Here is a 17,414-nt window from a genome sequence, read left to right as displayed (position 1 = left end):
ATCCCACGGAACTCACTTGAGATGAACACGAACGACCATCCGCTCTCCCATCTGTTCGACAACAACGACGCCTGGGTCAAGCGCAAGCTCGCCGGCGACCCGCAATACTTCTCGCGCCTCGCCGACCAGCAGGCGCCCGAGTATCTGTGGATCGGCTGCTCCGATTCGCGCGTGCCCGCGAACCAGATCATCGGCCTGCCGCCCGGCGAAGTGTTCGTCCACCGCAACATCGCGAACGTCGTCGTGCACACCGATCTGAACTGTCTGTCGGTGATCCAGTTCGCGGTCGACCTGCTGAAGGTCAAGCACATCATGGTCGTCGGCCACTACGGCTGCTCGGGCGTGAACGCGGCGCTGCACAACCGCCGCGTCGGGCTCGCGGACAACTGGCTGCACCACGTGCAGGACGTGCGCGAGAAGCACGCGGCGCTGCTCGACGAATGGCCGCTCGGCGAAGCGCGCTACCGGCGCCTGATCGAGCTCAACGCGATCGAGCAGGTCGTCAACGTGTGCCGCACGACGATCGTCAACGACGCGTGGGCGCGCGGCCAGCCGCTCACCGTGCACGCGCTCGTCTACGGCGTGCACGACGGCCGGATGCGCGATCTCGGAATGGCCGTGTCGCACTCCGAACAGCTCGATGCGACGTACCGCCGCGCGGTCGGCGCGCTCTCGGCAGGAGGCGCGCATTCGGCGGACAATGACGTCGTGGCGGCCGACGCGGCGCAGCTCGCCGGCGCGGTCGATCTCATTGCCCAAACCATCAAGGAGACGAAACATGACGGCTGTTGATCAGGACCCGATCGTCATCGCATCGGCGGCGCGCACGCCGATCGCGGGCTTCCAGGGCGATTTCGCGTCGCTCGCCGCGCCGCAGCTCGGCGCGGTCGCGATCGCCGCGGCGCTCGAGCGCGCGGGCCTGAAACCCGAGCAGATCGACGAAGCGGTGATGGGCTGCGTGCTGCCGGCGGGGCAGGGACAGGCCCCGGCGCGGCAGGCGGCGCTCGGCGCGAAGCTGCCGCTTTCGGTCGGCTGCACGACGATCAACAAGATGTGCGGCTCGGGCATGCGCGCGGCGATGTTCGCGCACGACATGCTCGTCGCGGGCTCGGCCGACGTGATCGTCGCGGGCGGCATGGAAAGCATGACGAACGCGCCGTACCTGCTGCCGAAGGCGCGCGCGGGGATGCGCATGGGCCACGGCCAGGTGCTCGACCACATGTTCCTCGACGGCCTCGAGGACGCATACGACAAGGGCCGCCTGATGGGCACGTTCGCCGAGGAATGCGCGGGCGAATACGCGTTTTCGCGCGAGGCGCAGGACGCGTTCGCGATCGAATCGCTCGCGCGCGCGAAGCGGGCGAACGAAGACGGCTCGTTCGCGTGGGAAATCGCGCCCGTGACGGTGGCCGGCAAGAAGGGCGAGACGGTGATCGCGCGCGACGAGCAGCCGTTCAAGGCGAGCCCCGAGAAGATCCCGACGCTCAAACCGGCGTTCAGCAAGACGGGCACCGTGACCGCCGCGAATTCGTCGTCGATCTCCGACGGCGCGGCCGCGCTCGTGATGATGCGCGCGTCGACGGCGAGCAGGCTCGGCGTCACGCCGCTCGCGCGCGTCGTCGGCCATTCGACGTTCGCGCAACAGCCGTCGAAGTTCACGACGGCGCCCGTCGGCGCGATCCGGCGCCTCTTCGACAAGAACGGCTGGCGCGCGGCCGAAGTCGATCTGTACGAGATCAACGAGGCGTTCGCGGTCGTCGCGATGGCGGCGATGAAGGAGCACGACCTGCCGCACGACAAAGTCAACGTGAACGGCGGCGCGTGCGCGCTCGGCCATCCGATCGGCGCGTCGGGCGCCCGCATCCTCGTCACGCTGATCGGCGCGCTGCGCGCGCGCGCGGCCAAGCGCGGCGTCGCGAGCCTGTGCATCGGCGGCGGCGAGGCGACCGCGATGGGCATCGAGCTGATCTGATCGATTCGACGCGCACTCGAACAGGAGTCCTCCGATGAAGACCGTATTGATCGTCGGCGCATCGCGCGGCATCGGCCGCGAGTTCGCGCGCCAATATCTGCACGACGGCTGGCGCGTGATCGCCACCGCGCGCGACGAGGCATCGCTCGCGTCGCTTGCGTCGGCGGGCGCGCGCGCGATCGCGCTCGACGTCGCGCGGCCGGGCGACGTCGCGGCGTTCGACCGGCAACTGGGCGACGTCGCGCTCGACGCGGCCGTCGTCGTGTCGGGCGTGTACGGTCCTCGCACGGCGGGCGTCGAGCCCGTCAGCGCGGAGGACTTCGACGACGTAATGCACACGAACGTGCTCGGCCCGATGCTGCTCATGCCGATCCTGCTGCCGCTCGTCGAGGAGAGCCGCGGCGTTCTCGCGGTGCTGTCGAGCAAGATGGGCAGCATCAGCGAGGCGACCGGCACGACGGGCTGGCTCTATCGCGCGAGCAAGGCGGCGGTGAACGACGCGCTGCGGATCGCGTCGCTGCAGGCGCGGCATGCCGCCTGCATCGCGCTGCACCCGGGCTGGGTGCGCACCGACATGGGCGGCGCGCAGGCCGCGCTCGAGCCGCAGGCAAGCGTCGCCGGCATGCGGCGCGTGATCGCGCAGGCGGCGGGCGACCGCGAGCAGGCGAACGGCCGCTTCTTCCAATACGACGGCGTCGAGCTCGGCTGGTGAGCCGGCGAGCCGCCCCCTTTTTTTCGAATCACGATGCAAGCCACGAAGCCCGCCTCCGAGCGCCCGCTCGACTGTCCGTGCGGCGGCGCCGCGCCCGGCGCGTTGGCGAACGCGCGCGCGCCGCGCTACGCGGATTGCTGCGCGCGCCTGATCGACGGGCACGCGCGCGCCGCGACGGCGCTCGAGCTGATGCGTTCGCGCTATAGCGCGTACGTGCTCGGCGCGACCGATTATCTGCGCGCGACCTGGGACCCGCGCACCTGCCCGCCCGATCTCGGCGCCGACGCCGCCCGCGCGGACGCGCCGCGCTGGCTCGGCCTTGCGATCAAGCGCCATGCGCAGCTCGACGATACGCACGCCGAAGTGGAATTCGTCGCACGCTACAAAGTCGGCGGCCGCGCGCACCGGATGCACGAAACGAGCCGTTTCACGCGCGACGCGCAAGGCGCGTGGCGCTACGTCGACGGCGATGTAAGCGAGCGCTGAGTCCACGCGGCCCAAGCCGATACCGCGGGTTGGCGATGCAGCTCGCCATGCCGGGTAATTCCGGCATTGCACAACCGGAATTTGTCAGGCTAGGATGGCCGACGTTTGGTGCAATTCGCGTCGGTGGGCTCTGGCATGGCATTCGGCAAGGTGATGACGGGATGGATCGCGGCATGCGTGCTGTCGGCCGCTCAGGCCGGCCCGCTGCCGCCCGACATTCCGTCCGCGCCTGCCGCCGCGAACGCCCGCCCCGGCGCGCACGCGAACGCCGAGCGCTTCGACTACGGCAATTCGGGCCTGCCGCCCGTCGCCGCGAATCTCAACGAAACGATCATCCGCATTCCGGTCGACGCGGCCGGCGCGATCACGCTCGAGGCGACGGTGTTCAAGCCGGACGGCCCCGGCCCCTTCCCGCTCGTCGTCTTCAATCACGGCAAGAACCCCGGCGACCTGCGCGCGCAGCCGCGCAGCCGGCCGCTGTCGTTCGCGCGCGAGTTCGTGCGGCGCGGCTATGCGGTGGTCGCGCCGAACCGCGAAGGCTTCGCGGGCTCGGGCGGCGCGTATGCCCAGGAAGGCTGCGACGTCGAGCGAAACGGCGTCGCGCAGGCGCGCGACGTCGCCGCGACGATCGGCTACATGTCGAGGCTGCCTTACGTCGATGCGAAGCACGTCGTCGTCGCGGGCACGTCGCACGGCGGGCTCGTATCGCTCGCATACGGCGCCGAGGCCGCGCGCGGCGTGCGCGGGATCATCAACTTCTCGGGCGGGCTGCGCCAGGATCTCTGCGAAGGCTGGCAGAAGAATCTCGTCGACGCGTTCGACACGTACGGCTCGCGCACGCATGTGCCGTCGCTGTGGCTGTACGGCGACAACGATTCCGTATGGTCGCCCGCGCTCGTCGCGCAACTGCGCGACGCGTACGTGTCGCACGGCGCGAGCACGCTCTTCGTCGATTTCGGCCGCTATAAGGACGACGCGCACCGGATCATCGTCGATCGCGACGGCGTGCCGATCTGGTGGCCGCCCGTCGCGTCGTTCCTCGCGCAGCTGAATCTGCCGACGTCGGTCCGCTACGCGGTCGCGAATCCGCACGAGCCGAAAGCGAGCGGCTATGCGGCGATCGACGCGGTCGAAGCGGTGCCGTTCATCGACGAGGCCGGGCGCGCCGCGTATCGCCGCTTCCTCGCGCAGCATCCGAGCCGCGCGTTCGCGGTGTCGAGCGAAGGCGCGTGGTCGTGGGCCGAAGGCGGCGACGATCCGATGGCGCTCGCGCTCGATGGCTGCCGCAAGCAGAGCGCGGGGCAGTGCCAGCTGTACGCGGTCGACGATCGCGTCGTGTGGCGCGACGCGATCGCGCAAACGGCTGACGATTCGCCGAACGCCGCGCGCGCACTCGCAAGCCGCTGATCGCCGAGCAATCGATCCGTCCCGCGCTTGGCCGTTCTCGGCCGCACGCCGGCGCACCGCTGCGGCCGGCTCCTCTTCCGCGTTCTCGCGTTTTCCTCACATCGATGACCGCGCGCCGTCCGCGCGCGCCGCCTGTCGGCGCGGGCGACGCACGCGGGCAGCCATTCGATCTCGCCTGAAAGCGCCCTTTTTTCGGCGCTCGCGCTGTTTCGGCCGCGCGCCGCCCGATTTCCGCCCGACGGGTAGCCACTCTTTGCCGTCGTCTTCTGCGCCGTATGCGAACGAACGGGCCCAAACCGTCGCGAGCGGCCGCGAAATGCGCCGAACTCCGCGTCCGTAAAGGCTCCGGCGTTTTGTAACGGGTACTGCAACGAAGCGCAAAACACGCTAATCTCAGCCCCGGTTTTGATTTTGCACACGCGTTTTTCGCCATCCGATCGAGCGCTTTCTCCGCCATCGATCCCGCATGAGCAAGCGGCGCTTCGCACGCCCTCGACGCGTTTTGGTCCCGGAGCAGTCTTGAGCACACACGCAACCGACGATTGGGTCGCGCGCAGCCTTCGCGCGGTCTGGCATCCTTGCACGCAGATGAAGCACCACGAGCGGCTGCCGCTCATCCCGGTCGCGCGCGGCGAACGCGCGTGGCTCTTCGATCGCGCGGGCAACCGTTATCTCGACGCGATCAGCTCGTGGTGGGTGAACCTGTTCGGCCACGCGAACCCGCGCATCAACGCGGCGCTCAAGCAGCAGCTCGACACGCTCGAGCACGCGATGCTCGCCGGCTGCACGCACGAAAGCGCGATCGAGCTCGCCGAGCGGCTCGCCGCGCGCACGCGGCACACGCTCGGCCACGCGTTCTTCGCGTCGGACGGCGCGTCGGCCGTCGAGATCGCGCTGAAGATGAGCTTCCACGCGTGGCGCAACCGCGGCCGCGGCGACAAGCGCGAATTCGTCTGCATCGCGAACGGTTATCACGGCGAGACGATCGGCGCGCTCGGCGTGACCGACGTCGCGCTGTTCAAGGACGCATACGATCCGCTGATTCGCGCGGCGCACGTCGTCGCGTCGCCGGACGCGCGCGGCGCGCAACCCGGCGAGAGCGCCGCCGACGTCGCCGCGCGCGCGCTCGACGACGTGAAGCGCCTGTTCGCCGAGCGCGGCGAGAAAATCGCCGCGCTGATCGTCGAGCCGCTCGTGCAGTGCGCGGCCGGCTTCGCGATGCACGATCCGTCGTACGTGCGCGGCCTGCGCGCGCTGTGCGACGCGCACGACGTGCATCTGATCGCCGACGAGATCGCGGTGGGATGCGGGCGCACCGGCACGTTCTTCGCGTGCGAGCAGGCGAACGTGTGGCCCGATTTCCTGTGCCTGTCGAAGGGCATCAGCGGCGGCTATCTGCCGCTGTCGCTCGTGCTGTCGCGCGACGCGATCTTCGAGGCGTTCTACGACGACGACGTGACGCGCGGCTTCCTGCATTCGCATTCGTACACGGGCAATCCGCTCGCGTGCCGCGCGGCCGTCGCGACGCTCGATCTGTTCGACACCGACGACGTGCTCGCCGAGAACGCGCGCAAGTCCGCGCTGATGCGCGCCGCGCTCGCGCCGCTCGCATCGCATCCGCAGGTGCGCCACCTGCGCGAGCGCGGCACGATCTTCGCGTTCGACGTCGCGCTCGAAGGCGACGCGGCCCGCACATTCCCGCGCCGCTTCTTCGAGCACGCGCTTGCACGCGAGACGCTGCTGCGCCCGATCGGCACGACGGTCTACCTGATGCCGCCGTACATCCTCGACGACGGCGAAATCGAATGGCTCGCGTCGCGCACGCGCGCGACGCTCGACGCAACGCTCACGGAGGCACGCGCATGAACCTGCTCGCCACGCTCGAACGCGGCCTCGCCGACATCGACGCGCAAGGGCTGCGCCGCCGCCGCCGCATCGCGGACACCGCATGCGGCGCGCACATGACGGTCGACGGCCGCGAGATCGTCGGCTTCGCGAGCAACGACTATCTCGGCCTCGCCGCGCATCCGCGATTGATCGAAGCGTTCGCCGAAGGCGCGCGCCGCTACGGCTCCGGCAGCGGCGGCTCGCATCTGCTCGGCGGCCATTCGCGCGCGCACGCGGCGCTCGAAGACGAGCTCGCGGCATTCTCCGGCGGCTTCTGCGACGCGCCGCGCGCGCTCTACTTCAGCACCGGCTACATGGCGAATCTCGCCGCGCTGACGGCGCTCGCGGGCCGCGGCGCGACGATCTTCTCCGACGCGCTGAACCACGCTTCGCTGATCGACGGCGCGCGGCTGTCGCGCGCCGACGTGCGCATCTATCCGCACGCCGACGCCGACGCGCTCGAAGCGCTCCTCGCCGCGTCCGACGCGCCGACGAAGCTGATCGTCTCCGACACCGTGTTCAGCATGGACGGCGACGTCGCGCCGCTCGCTCGCCTCGTCGCGCTCGCGCAAGCGCACGGCGCATGGCTCGTCGTCGACGACGCGCACGGCTTCGGCGTGCTCGGCCCGCAAGGCCGCGGCGCGCTCGCCGCGCACGGGCTGCGCTCGCCGAACCTCGTCTACGTCGGCACGCTCGGCAAGGCGGCGGGCGTCGCGGGCGCGTTCGTCGTCGCGCACGAGACCGTGATCGAATGGCTCGTGCAGCGCGCGCGCAGCTACATCTTCACGACGGCCGCGCCGCCGTCCGTCGCGTGCGCGGTGTCCGCGAGCCTCGGCGTGATCGCGAGCGACGAAGGCGACGCGCGACGCGCGCATCTCGCCGCGCTGATCGAGCGCACGCGCGCGATCCTGCGCGCGACGCCGTGGCGGCCCGTCGATTCGCACACGGCCGTGCAGCCGCTCGTGATCGGCAGCAACGAAGCGACGCTCGCCGCCATGGCCGCGCTCGACGCGCAGAACCTCTGGGTGCCCGCGATCCGGCCGCCGACGGTGCCGGCCGGCACGTCGCGGCTGCGGATCTCGCTGTCGGCCGCGCATTCGTTCGACGACCTCGCGCGCCTCGAAGCGGCGCTCGTCACGCGGGCCGAGGCCGCCGCATGAGCGCGCCGCTTTCGCTGTTCGTGACGGGCACCGACACCGAGATCGGCAAGACCTTCGTGTCGGCCGCGCTGCTGCGCGGCTTCGCGCGCGCGGGGCTGCGCGCGGCGGCGATGAAGCCGATCGCCGCGGGCGCATACGAGCGCGACGGCATGTGGCGCAACGACGACGCGGACCAGCTCGACGCCGCCGCGAACGTCGCGCTGCCCGCCGAGATCCGCACGCCGTTCCTGCTGAAGGCGCCCGCCGCGCCGCACATCGCCGCCGCGCGCGAAGGCGTCGCGCTCGACATCGACGCGATCGTCGCCGCGCATCGCCGTGCATGCGAGGCGGCGGACGTCGTCGTCGTCGAAGGCGTCGGCGGCTTTCGCGTGCCGCTGACCGGCACGCGCGACACCGCCGATCTCGCGGTCGCGCTGGGCCTGCCCGTCGTGCTCGTCGTCGGCGTGCGGCTCGGCTGCATCAGCCACGCGCTGCTCACCGCCGACGCGATTGCCGCGCGCGGCCTGAGCATCGCCGGCTGGGTCGCGAACCGCATCGACGCCGCGATGAACTTCGCCGACGAAAACGTCGACACGCTGCGCGCGTGGCTCGACCGCGAGCACGGCGCGCCACTCGTCGGCGACGTCGCGCACATGAGCCCGCCGTCGCCCGAGGCGGCGTCGGCGGCGCTCGACGTGAACCTGTTGCTGAAAGCGTTGCGCGCCGCCGCGCCGCGCTGACGTTTTACCCGCTTATCGAAGCATTTCCGAATCGATCCCCGTTCCGAAGGATGACCGACATGACTCAAGCCCAAACCGCTCGCGCGACGACCGAAACGCCGGTGACCGCGCCCGTCGCGCCGCGCTGGCGCGTCGCCGACGTGATCGCGCTCTACGAGCTGCCGTTCAACGATCTGCTGTTCCGCGCGCAGCAGGTGCATCGCGAGCACTTCGACGCGAACGCGATCCAGCTGTCGACGCTGCTGTCGATCAAGACGGGCGGCTGCGAGGAGGATTGCGGCTACTGCTCGCAATCCGCGCATCACGAGACCGGCCTGAAGGCGGAGAAGCTGATGGAAGTGGACGCGGTGCTCGCCGCCGCGCGCACCGCGAAGGAAAACGGCGCGACGCGCTTCTGCATGGGCGCGGCGTGGCGCAGCCCGAAAGATCGGCACATCGAACCGATCAAGGACATGATCCGCGGCGTGAAGGAAATGGGCCTCGAAACGTGCGTGACGCTCGGCATGCTCGAGGAGCATCAGGCGAAGGCGCTCGCCGAAGCGGGCCTCGACTACTACAACCACAACCTCGATACGTCACCCGAGTTTTACGGCCAGGTCATTTCGACGCGCACGTACCAGGATCGGCTCGACACGCTCGAGCGCGTGCGCGACGCGGGCATCAACGTGTGCTGCGGCGGGATCATCGGCATGGGCGAATCGCGCCGCGAGCGCGCGGGCCTCATCGCGCAGCTCGCGAACATGAACCCGTATCCGGAGTCGGTGCCGATCAACAATCTCGTCGCGATCGAAGGCACGCCGCTCGAGAACGCGCAGGCGCTCGATCCGTTCGAATTCGTGCGCACGATCGCGATCGCTCGAATCACGATGCCGAAGGCGATGGTGCGCTTGTCGGCGGGCCGCGAGCAGCTCGACGATTCGATGCAGGCGCTGTGCTTCCTCGCCGGCGCGAACTCGATGTTCTACGGCGACGTGCTGCTCACGACCGGCAATCCGCGCGCGGAAGCCGACCGCAAGCTGCTGGCGCGGCTCGGGATGTCGGCGAGCGAAGCGACGCAATTGAGTGCTTGAACGCTTGAACGCTTGAGTGCCTGAGCGCGCCGCCGCGCGTGGCGAACGGCGGCCGCGCGCTCGCGAACATTCGCCGGTGACGGCCGAGCGCTCCCGGCGCGATGCTTTTCGTTTGAAGCTCGAGCGCTGAAAGAGAAGCCGGGCGTCGGATGTCGGATGTCGGATTTCGAACGTCGGGCGTCGATTGCCGGACGTCCGAGGTTCGGCGGGTAACGTCGGATGTCGAATGCGCGATGTGCGATGTGCGATGCCGGGTGTCGGGTGTCGGGTGTCGGGTGTCGGGTGTCGGGTGTCGGGTGTCGGGTGTCGGGTGTCGGGTGTCGGGTGTCGAACATCAAACAATCGGTGCCGAACGCCGAACGCCGAACGCCGAACGCCGAACGCCGAACGCCGAACGCCGAACGCCGAACGCCGAACGCCTTCAATAGTCAAGCAAAAAGCCGGGACGATGTCCCGGCTTTTTTATCGTCGCGCAGCACCTGCCCACGCGTGCGAGCACATGCCTTCGACGCACTACCCTCGCGCCGCCGCGTCGAGCGTCGCGCGCGCCTTCGCGACGAGCCGCTCGTCGATCGGCGCGAGCACCTCGCCGCGCTCGCGCACGCCCGAGCCGAAATGCACGGCCCGCACACCTGTCGCGCGCACGAAATCGCCGACCGCGTCGACGGTGAGCCCCGCGCCCGCGAGCACCGCGCACGTCGAGCCCTCGGCGCGGCGCACCATCCGCGCGACCACGTCGCGCGCGTCGAGCACCGACGCATGCCCGCCCGACGTCAGCACCGACGTGACCGACGGCACGCGCAGCAGCGTATCGAGCGCGGTATTCAGATCGCGCGCGACGTCGAATGCGCGATGGAACGTGAGATCGCGTCCGTCGGCCGCGTCGGCGACGCGCTGCAACGCGGCAAGATCGACGTCGCCGTGCGCGTCGAGCATCCCGAACACGACGCCGTTCGCGCCCGCGGCGACAGCCGCGCGCACGTCGCGCGCGATCGCCGCAAGCTCGTTCGCGTCGTAATGGAACGAGCGGCTGTGCGGCCGCACGATCACGTTGACGGGAATCGGCACCGCGGCGACAACGGCTTCGATCACGCCGACGCTCGGCGTCAATCCGCCTTCGCTGATGGCGGTCACGAGTTCGAGACGATCGGCGCCCGCGCGGGCGGCGGCATTCGCATCGCCGATCGTCGTCGCGATGACTTCGAGAAGGATCGAGGAAGCTGGCATGGAGGCGGCTCGGGTCGAGTTGAACCAGCCCGCATCGTAACCGACGGCGCGAACGCGCGCGCATGGCGGGCGGAATGCGGCGGCGACGGTCAATGGATGACGGACGACGGGCAACGCGCTGCGCTATGTCGCCCGGCCTTGCGCCACCTTCGCCTTGCTTGCCTGCGCCTTGCTTGCCTGCGTTTGCTCGCCGCGCCGCGCGCGACGTTGCTCCGTGCGGCCATCGCCCGCATCGCATCGCTTCGCTTGTGTTGCTCCGCGCCGTCTCGCGTTACGTTGCGTTGCGTTGCTCGGCTTGTCCCGGCATCGCACGCGGGCGCGAACGCGCCACGCATCACGCATCACGCGTCAATCGAGATAGTCCGCATACTCCTTGCGCGCATACGGCTGCAATTGCTGCCAGGGCGGCACCTTCGCGCGCGACGCCGGTGTGAGCGTCAGCTTGCGCGACGCATGGCCGTCCGCGCTGCGATATTCGACGACGAGCGGCGCCTGCAGCGTGTCGCTCCAGAGAATGCGATTGACGCCCTGCGCGCCGACCGTCTGCTCGTACCAGCGCGTGCCGGACACAGGCCCGGGCGTCGACTTCGCCGCGAGCCGCTTCAACCGCGACGGCGGCGTGATGTAGAACGCGTTGTCCCACGAGCCGTCGAAGCCCGTCGTCTCGTACTCGGCGGGCGGCACCGCGACGACGGTACGCTGCGCCGCATCGACGTACTCGATGCGAACCTTCCCGCCTTCGTTCGTCACGTGCCGCGCGGCCGCATCGAAGTCGAAGTGCTTGTGGCCTGCGTGCGCGTCCGTCGAAGTGGCGGCCGCGCGCACGCCGCCGCGCGACTGCGGCGCGTGCGCGGCGTCGTGCGCGTGGCCGTCGCTCGCTTGCCCGTGCTTCGCGCTCGCGGGCAGCACGCGCTCGATCCACACGTGCCCGTCGCGGCGCACCATCCGCTCGCGATACGTGACGGTGCGCGTCACGCCGTCCGCGCTCACCGACGCGCTCTCGTGCAACAGCACCGCGTCGAGATCGGGCGCGGCGGGCGCGGCGAACGCCGGCGCGCCGGCGAACATGGCCGTCGCGCCGAGCGCCGCGCGCACGCGCCGCGCGACGAGCCTTCCGGCGCGTCTTTCCCCGCGCGTTTGCATCGCGAAGGTGCGCATCGCAACCCTCCCGCTCAGAACCCGAACGCCGACTTCACGAGGCCGAACACCTTCGTGTTGTCGAGCGTGCCCTTGAATGCCTTCGCATCGGCGCCGTCGGCGAACAGCATCACGTCGCCGCCGCCGTGCGTCTCGGAGCCCGCACCGCCCATCCGCACGCCGACTTCCTGCAAGTACGCTTCGTTCGTCGCGCTCGCCGAATCCACCGAGGCCCGCGCGTTCGGCCGGTTCGCGCCGTTGCCGAACACGAGCGTCGTGTACGTGTTGCCGTCCGCATCCTTGTTCGGCTGGCCGTCGCGATAGCCACGGCTGATGTCGAGAATCGGATTGCCGCGCTTCGAATAGCCGTTGATCGTCATCGTGTGGTCGTGGTCGGCCGTCACGACGACGAGCGTGTTCGACAGATCCACTTTCGCGAGCGCCGTGCGGATCGCCTCGTCGAACGCGACGGTATCCTCGAGCGCGCGCTTGGCGTTCGTGCCGTGCAGCGCGTGATCGATGCGCCCGCCTTCGACCATCAGGAAATAGCCGTTCGGATTCTTCGACAACACATCGATCGCCTTGGCCGTCATCTCCGCGAGGCTCGGCTGCGTCGCGCCTTCGCCCTTGCCGGCGACGCGATCGAGTTCATACTCGAGATGGCTCGTCGTGCTGAAGAGTCCGATCAGCTTGCCGCCGCCCGCCTGTGCGAGCTGATCCTTCGTCGCGGCGAGCGCGTAGCCCTTCGCCTGCAGCTCGGCGAGCAGGTTGCGCCCGTCCGCGCGGCCGCGCCTGTTCGCGACCGGATCGAACGGCGTCCAGTGATTGCGCCCGCCGCCCATCAGCACGTCGACGCCGTCGCCGAGCGCCGCGTTGTAGCCCGCGCCGCCCGGCACCGCTTGCGCGGCGATCTCGTATTGCGCGTCGCGATGGCAGATGTGCGAGTAAGTCGCGGCGGGCGTCGCGTGCGTGAGCTCGGTCGTCGTGATCGCGCCCACCGCCTTGCCGCGCGCCTTCGCGAGCTCGAGCAGCGTCGGCACGGCCTTGCCGTTGGTCGCGCCGCAATTGTTCACCGTCTTGTTGCCGTTCGCGTCGGAGCCCGGCGCGATCGCGCGCGTGTCGGACGACATCGACAGCACCTCGTTGTTCATCTTCACGCCCGTCATGTACGCGGCCATCGACGGCGCGCTGTCCGTCGTCTGCGCGTCGTTCGAGAAGGTCTTGATGCGCGCGGTGCGCGGCAGCTTCTCCATCGTGAGCTGGCCGGCCTCGCCGACCTTGTAGATGCGGCTCGCGGTCACGGTGGTCGGCCCCATTCCGTCGCCGAGGAAGAAGATCGCCGCGCCGACCGCATACGGCGCGCCCGCGCCGACGAGCAGCGCCGCGCCGCACGCGAGCCGCCGCGGCGTCGCCGGCCGCAACCAGACGACGCACGCCATCGTGCCGACCGCGACGAAGCTGCCGAGCACATGGAACAGCACCGCAACCACGTTGCGCAGCGCGTTCATGCGGCTGCCCGTCTGAAGTATGCGGTTGCGGCCGGGCGATACAGGATGAACAGGAACAGCGCGATCAGCGCGGCGACGACGATCAGCATGCCCTTGAACGGCGTCGTGAATGCGGAGATCGCGAATCCGACGAGCGCAACGACCGCGTACAGGGTGCGCCCCCAGATTTTCCGCTTCAGGATCGCGACGCCGGCGACGAGATGCAGCGCCTCGCTGGCGACGGCGATCGCGACGGTCGCCTCGATCGGCAGCGGCGAGCGGCGCAGGACGGCGAGCGAAAGGGGATCGTGAAGAGAAAACGGCAGCGAGATCAGCCCGATCAGGTTCGAGACGATGACGAACCACGCTAGGACAGTCAGCGAAAGCGGTCTTTTCATGATTTTCTTCGCGTAGTGCCGATGGCGGGATCGCGCGAAGCCGGCCCGGCACCGCAATCCTCGGAGCATTCTCGGCCTCGCGTTCGCAAAATGCAACGCGCGCCGTCGCCGATCGCGCCTGCGGCGACGCGCGCAGGAACCCGCGGCCGTACGCGCACCGCTCGCGGCCTTGGAAAGCCGTACGCACGAACCGAGGCAAGGCAACGTGCTCGCCGCGTATCGCGAGGCGCAACTGCACGCAACGCGCGATGCATTCGCATCGAATCAAAAACTCAACCAAGATTGCAGTTAATTCCGCGGACACATAGCGAACCCGCGTGTGCCGCAGCAACGCCCGCGCGCACCGCCACTCAACACAGCGGCCCGCGGGCCCGCCGACGATCAAGCGCCGGGCGGCGTCTCGCCGTCGATCCAGTCGATGTCGCCGCAGAGCACGCACAGCGCATCGTTCACGCGCACCGCGATCGACAACGTCACGCACGGCAGCGCCTCGTTGATCGACAGATACGGCCGCGTCACCTGCACGCGCTCCGGCTCGGCGATCGCCGAGCGGAAATACGGACGCCGCAGCCAGTTCGCGCCCTGCGCGTCGGCGAGCGGCAGAAAGCGCGTCTCGTGCGACGCGCGGTCCGCACGCAGCACGACGTTGCGGCCCGCCTGCCGCCCGCGCTCGTCGAGCAGGAAGCAGCGCGCCGCGTGATCGAGCGCGAGGAAGTTCCAGCAGACCTCGTCGAGCGGCTCGCCCGCCGCGAGGCGCTCGGCCGCGCGCTCGAACGCGCGCTGGTACGGCGCGAGCCGCTGCGCGTCGCGCCGCTCGGCCGCTTCGGTCTGCTTGCGATAGCGCTCGGTGAGCTCGCCGATGCAGGCGGACGCCGCGGCGCTGTCGGGCAGCCCCGGCGCCGGACGTCCGAAGAAATAGCCCTGCACGAAATCCGCATCGCACGACAGCGCGATCTGCGCCTCGTGCTCGGTCTCGATCCCTTCGATCAGCACGAGCTTGCCCGCCTCGTGCAGCAGCGTGACGAGCCCGTGCAGGATCGCGGTGAGCCCGGTGCGATGCTGCGCATGCGACAGCATGATCCGGTCGAGCTTCACGATGTCCGGGCTCAGTTGCCAGATTCGTTCGATGTTCGAATGACCCGCGCCGAAATCGTCGAGCGCGATCAGAAAGCCCTGCTCGCGGAATTCGCGCACCGCGTCGGCGAGCCGCTCGATGTCGTCGGCGCGCTGCTCGAGCACCTCGAGCACGATGCGCCGCGGCGGGATGTCGAGCCGCTTCAGGTTCGCGAACAGCGCGGCGGCCTGAAACGGATCGGTGAGCACACCGGGGTGCACGTTGAGAAACAGCCATTCGCGCTCCGCGCCGAATCGCGCGAAGTTTTCGAGATGCAGCGCCTGCGCGAGGCGGTCGACCTGCGTCGCCTCGCCGTGGCGCGCGGCTTCACCGAACACGTCGAGCGGCGACACCGGGCGGTCGAGCGCATCGTGCGCGCGCAACAGCGCCTCGTAGCCGACCGCGCGCATGTGCGACAGGCTGAAGATCGGCTGAAACACCGTCGTCAGGGTGAGATCGTGGTGATGCGCGGCGACGCGCTCGAGGCCGGACGTCATCTCCGGCTCGAAGCGATACGGCGACGCGGCGACGGGACGCTCCTGCTGAACGGTCGTGGTCATGCGGCGGCCCTCCTCATGACGAAAACGTCGGCAGGCGAAACGTGCGGCTCGCGGGTTTTCATCGGTGGTCCTCGGTTGTTCGATCGTAGTTGTCTGCAAGCCTCAAGCAAGCTCCGTGCTCACTCGCACGACACCACGCCCAGTCGCGCCATCCCCGGTGCGGATGCGTCGATCGCGCCGCGCCGCGCATGCATGGCGATGGGGATTGTGCGCACCATCACAGTGCGCCGATGCTCGCACGTCGCTTCCCGTCGCGCATTTCGCGCGCACGCTACACTGCGTACCGTCGTTTCTTCCCCGTTTCAATCATCGATGGCAATCGTCTTCACTGTTTTGATTTTGTTGCTCGCGGTCGCGCTGTCGGGCGTCGCGACGCGCGTGCTGCCGCTGCGCCTGCCGTTGCCGCTGATGCAGATCGCGATCGGCGCCGTGCTTGCGTGGCCGAAGTTCAATCTGCACGTCACGTTCGATCCCGAAATCTTCATGCTGCTGTTCATCCCGCCGCTGCTGTTCGCGGACGGCTGGCGCATTCCGAAGCGCGAGCTGTATCTGCAACGGCGCGCGATCCTGATGCTCGCGTTCGGCCTCGTGTTCATGACGGTACTCGCGGTCGGCTACTTCGCGCATTGGTTGATTCCCGGCCTGCCGCTGCCCATCGCGTTCGCGCTCGCCGCGGTGCTGTCGCCGACCGATGCGGTCGCACTGTCCGGCATCGCGGGCAAGGGTCGCATCCCGCCGCAGCTGATGCACATCCTCGAGGGCGAGGCGCTGATGAACGACGCGTCGGGCCTCGTCGCGCTCAAGTTCGCGATCGCCGCCGCGCTGACCGGCATGTTCTCGCTGCGCGACGCGTCGATCAGCTTCGTGATCGTCGCATCGGGCGGCCTCGTGGCGGGCGCGGCTCTCGCGTGGCTGTTCAGCGCGCTGTCGACGCGCTTCCTGAACGCCTCGCAGGAAGGCGATCCCGCGCCCGGCATCGTGATGACGCTGCTCGTGCCGTTCGCGTCGTACCTGATCGCCGAGCATTTGGGATTGTCAGGAATCCTGTCGGCCGTCGCGTCCGGGATGATGATGAACTACACGAGCTTCTCGAAGAGCAGCACGGTCGCCGCGCGAGTGCGCGCGGAAAGCACGTGGGCGATGATCGAGTTCGTGTTCAACGGGATGGTGTTCATCATGCTCGGCCTGCAGCTGCCGCACATCATCGGCCGCGCGCTCCTCGACGCACACCATACGAGCGACGCGCTCGTCGGCGCGATGCTCGGCTACATCGCCGCGATGCTCGCCGCGCTCTACGCGATCCGCTTCGCGTGGGTCTGGCTGCTGCGCTGGATCGCAAGCCGCCGCGCGGCGAGGCAGGGGCTCACCGGCACGATGGCGGGCGTGCGCACGATCGCCGTGATGACGGTGGGCGGCGTGCGCGGCGCGGTCACGCTCGCGGGCGTGCTGTCGATTCCGGTCGCGCTCGGCGACGGCACGCCGCTCGCGGGCCGCGACACCGCGATCTTCGTCGCGTCGGGCGTGATTCTCGGCTCGCTCGTCGTCGCGGTGATCGGCTTGCCGCTCCTGCTGCGCGGCATGCGCCCGATGCGCAATCCGCACGCGGAGGAAGAGCGCGCCGCGCGCGCGGCGGCGGCGCAAGCGGCAATCCGCGCGGTCGACGCGGCGCACGACGCGCTTGCCGTCGATCTCGACGAGACGGCCGCCGCGCGCTGCGCGGACGTGACGGCGCGCGTGATGGACCTGTACCGCCGCCGGCTCGCGGGCCTCGCCGCCGACGGCGCGACGCCGCGCGAAGAAGCGCGGCAGACCGAGAAGATGGAACTGGCGCTGAAGATCGCGGCGATCCGCGCGGAGCGCGCGGTGCTCTACCGGCTGCGCGGCGAGCAGAAGATCAACGACGAAACGCTCGCGAAGCTGATGCGCGAAGTCGATCTGTCGGAGACGGCGCTGTCGACGCGCAAGAAGGGCATCGTCTGACGACGCGCGCTCGCCGGCGCGCGTTCTCGACGCTCGGCGAGCGGGCGGCGCAGTGACGGGCGGGCGTCGCGCGAGACACTCGAGGCGCTCGAGGCGCT

15 protein-coding genes are annotated in these 17,414 nt (G+C 69.7%); 10 read left to right on the top strand and 5 right to left on the bottom strand.

Annotation, left to right across the window (positions count from 1 at the left end):
- Nucleotides 1-21 precede the first annotated feature (21 nt).
- The 9 genes from can (at nucleotide 22) to bioB (ending at nucleotide 9,413) form a co-directional block, all read left to right on the top strand.
- Nucleotides 22-792 carry a carbonate dehydratase gene (gene can / locus WS91_RS09305; RefSeq protein ID WP_038747093.1) on the top strand — a complete coding sequence of 257 codons (771 nt, stop codon included), beginning with the start codon at nucleotides 22-24 and terminating at the stop codon, nucleotides 790-792.
- Nucleotides 779-1,972: an acetyl-CoA C-acetyltransferase gene (locus WS91_RS09300; protein ID WP_038747090.1), complete on the top strand. Its 1,194-nt coding sequence runs from the start codon at nucleotides 779-781 to the stop codon at nucleotides 1,970-1,972. The genes can and WS91_RS09300 overlap by 14 nt, the downstream gene beginning before the upstream one ends.
- Before the next feature lie 34 nt (nucleotides 1,973-2,006).
- A complete protein-coding gene (locus tag WS91_RS09295; protein ID WP_038747087.1) occupies nucleotides 2,007-2,684 on the top strand; it encodes an SDR family oxidoreductase in 678 nt (225 codons plus the stop codon).
- Nucleotides 2,685-2,717: 33 nt separating this feature from the next.
- Nucleotides 2,718-3,170 carry a YchJ family protein gene (locus WS91_RS09290; RefSeq protein ID WP_038747084.1) on the top strand — a complete coding sequence of 151 codons (453 nt, stop codon included), beginning with the start codon at nucleotides 2,718-2,720 and terminating at the stop codon, nucleotides 3,168-3,170.
- Between the two features lie 135 nt (nucleotides 3,171-3,305).
- A complete protein-coding gene (locus WS91_RS09285) occupies nucleotides 3,306-4,577 on the top strand; it encodes a dienelactone hydrolase family protein (RefSeq protein WP_231752008.1) in 1,272 nt (423 codons plus the stop codon).
- Nucleotides 4,578-5,096: 519 nt separating this feature from the next.
- Complete coding sequence (gene bioA / locus WS91_RS09280) at nucleotides 5,097-6,443, top strand: adenosylmethionine--8-amino-7-oxononanoate transaminase (RefSeq protein WP_038747078.1); 1,347 nt, start codon at nucleotides 5,097-5,099, stop codon at nucleotides 6,441-6,443.
- Nucleotides 6,440-7,624 carry an 8-amino-7-oxononanoate synthase gene (gene bioF, locus WS91_RS09275; RefSeq protein ID WP_038747174.1) on the top strand — a complete coding sequence of 395 codons (1,185 nt, stop codon included), beginning with the start codon at nucleotides 6,440-6,442 and terminating at the stop codon, nucleotides 7,622-7,624. Before bioA ends, bioF begins: the two co-directional genes overlap by 4 nt.
- Nucleotides 7,621-8,343 carry a dethiobiotin synthase gene (bioD, locus tag WS91_RS09270; RefSeq protein ID WP_038747075.1) on the top strand — a complete coding sequence of 241 codons (723 nt, stop codon included), beginning with the start codon at nucleotides 7,621-7,623 and terminating at the stop codon, nucleotides 8,341-8,343. The genes bioF and bioD overlap by 4 nt, the downstream gene beginning before the upstream one ends.
- Nucleotides 8,344-8,402: 59 nt before the next feature.
- Nucleotides 8,403-9,413, top strand: a complete 1,011-nt coding sequence (bioB, locus tag WS91_RS09265) for a biotin synthase BioB (RefSeq protein WP_059670192.1) — start codon at nucleotides 8,403-8,405, stop codon at nucleotides 9,411-9,413.
- A gap of 513 nt (nucleotides 9,414-9,926) precedes the next feature.
- Here bioB and WS91_RS09260 read toward each other — a convergent pair.
- From WS91_RS09260 to WS91_RS09240, 5 genes are all read right to left on the bottom strand, one after another.
- On the bottom strand, nucleotides 9,927-10,640 hold the full coding sequence (locus WS91_RS09260; RefSeq protein ID WP_059670157.1) for a copper homeostasis protein CutC: 714 nt from the start codon (nucleotides 10,638-10,640) through the stop codon (nucleotides 9,927-9,929).
- A gap of 348 nt (nucleotides 10,641-10,988) precedes the next feature.
- Entirely contained in the window at nucleotides 10,989-11,798 is an 810-nt protein-coding gene (locus WS91_RS09255; RefSeq protein ID WP_059670156.1) for a hypothetical protein, read from the bottom strand.
- A 14-nt stretch (nucleotides 11,799-11,812) separates the two neighbouring features.
- Nucleotides 11,813-13,216 carry an alkaline phosphatase gene (locus WS91_RS09250; protein ID WP_059670191.1) on the bottom strand — a complete coding sequence of 468 codons (1,404 nt, stop codon included), beginning with the start codon at nucleotides 13,214-13,216 and terminating at the stop codon, nucleotides 11,813-11,815.
- 65 nt (nucleotides 13,217-13,281) lie between these two features.
- Nucleotides 13,282-13,662: a hypothetical protein gene (locus WS91_RS09245; RefSeq protein WP_059584389.1), complete on the bottom strand. Its 381-nt coding sequence runs from the start codon at nucleotides 13,660-13,662 to the stop codon at nucleotides 13,282-13,284.
- Between the two features lie 381 nt (nucleotides 13,663-14,043).
- The gene (locus WS91_RS09240) at nucleotides 14,044-15,336 is read right to left on the bottom strand and encodes an EAL domain-containing protein (protein WP_038747058.1); all 1,293 of its coding nucleotides are present in this window, start codon (nucleotides 15,334-15,336) and stop codon (nucleotides 14,044-14,046) included.
- A 312-nt stretch (nucleotides 15,337-15,648) separates the two neighbouring features.
- Here WS91_RS09240 and WS91_RS09235 point away from each other — a divergent pair, with 312 nt between their 5' ends.
- Nucleotides 15,649-17,316, top strand: coding sequence for a Na+/H+ antiporter (locus tag WS91_RS09235; RefSeq protein ID WP_059670155.1), 1,668 nt, complete (start codon nucleotides 15,649-15,651; stop codon nucleotides 17,314-17,316).
- Nucleotides 17,317-17,414 lie beyond the last annotated feature (98 nt).

Source organism: Burkholderia sp. MSMB1498 (assembly GCF_001526245.1).
In the GTDB taxonomy this organism is placed as follows: Bacteria; Pseudomonadota; Gammaproteobacteria; order Burkholderiales; family Burkholderiaceae; genus Burkholderia; species Burkholderia savannae.
The sequence above is the reverse complement of the archived record's forward strand: the minus strand, read 5'-3'. Positions and strand labels throughout refer to the sequence as shown.

What these genes read in the sequence shown, in the direction of transcription:
- WS91_RS09250 (WP_059670191.1), bottom strand. Translation starts at nt 13,216, where the DNA reads ATGGCGTGCGTCGTCTGGTTGCGGCCGGCGACGCCGCGGCGGCTCGCG.
- WS91_RS09260 (WP_059670157.1), bottom strand. Translation starts at nt 10,640, where the DNA reads ATGCCAGCTTCCTCGATCCTTCTCGAAGTCATCGCGACGACGATCGGC.
- can (WP_038747093.1), top strand. Translation starts at nt 22, where the DNA reads ATGAACACGAACGACCATCCGCTCTCCCATCTGTTCGACAACAACGAC.
- WS91_RS09240 (WP_038747058.1), bottom strand. Translation starts at nt 15,336, where the DNA reads ATGACCACGACCGTTCAGCAGGAGCGTCCCGTCGCCGCGTCGCCGTAT.
- WS91_RS09255 (WP_059670156.1), bottom strand. Translation starts at nt 11,798, where the DNA reads ATGCGCACCTTCGCGATGCAAACGCGCGGGGAAAGACGCGCCGGAAGG.
- bioB (WP_059670192.1), top strand. Translation starts at nt 8,403, where the DNA reads ATGACTCAAGCCCAAACCGCTCGCGCGACGACCGAAACGCCGGTGACC.
- WS91_RS09285 (WP_231752008.1), top strand. Translation starts at nt 3,306, where the DNA reads ATGGCATTCGGCAAGGTGATGACGGGATGGATCGCGGCATGCGTGCTG.
- WS91_RS09290 (WP_038747084.1), top strand. Translation starts at nt 2,718, where the DNA reads ATGCAAGCCACGAAGCCCGCCTCCGAGCGCCCGCTCGACTGTCCGTGC.
- WS91_RS09300 (WP_038747090.1), top strand. Translation starts at nt 779, where the DNA reads ATGACGGCTGTTGATCAGGACCCGATCGTCATCGCATCGGCGGCGCGC.
- WS91_RS09295 (WP_038747087.1), top strand. Translation starts at nt 2,007, where the DNA reads ATGAAGACCGTATTGATCGTCGGCGCATCGCGCGGCATCGGCCGCGAG.
- WS91_RS09245 (WP_059584389.1), bottom strand. Translation starts at nt 13,662, where the DNA reads ATGAAAAGACCGCTTTCGCTGACTGTCCTAGCGTGGTTCGTCATCGTC.
- bioF (WP_038747174.1), top strand. Translation starts at nt 6,440, where the DNA reads ATGAACCTGCTCGCCACGCTCGAACGCGGCCTCGCCGACATCGACGCG.
- bioD (WP_038747075.1), top strand. Translation starts at nt 7,621, where the DNA reads ATGAGCGCGCCGCTTTCGCTGTTCGTGACGGGCACCGACACCGAGATC.
- WS91_RS09235 (WP_059670155.1), top strand. Translation starts at nt 15,649, where the DNA reads ATGGCAATCGTCTTCACTGTTTTGATTTTGTTGCTCGCGGTCGCGCTG.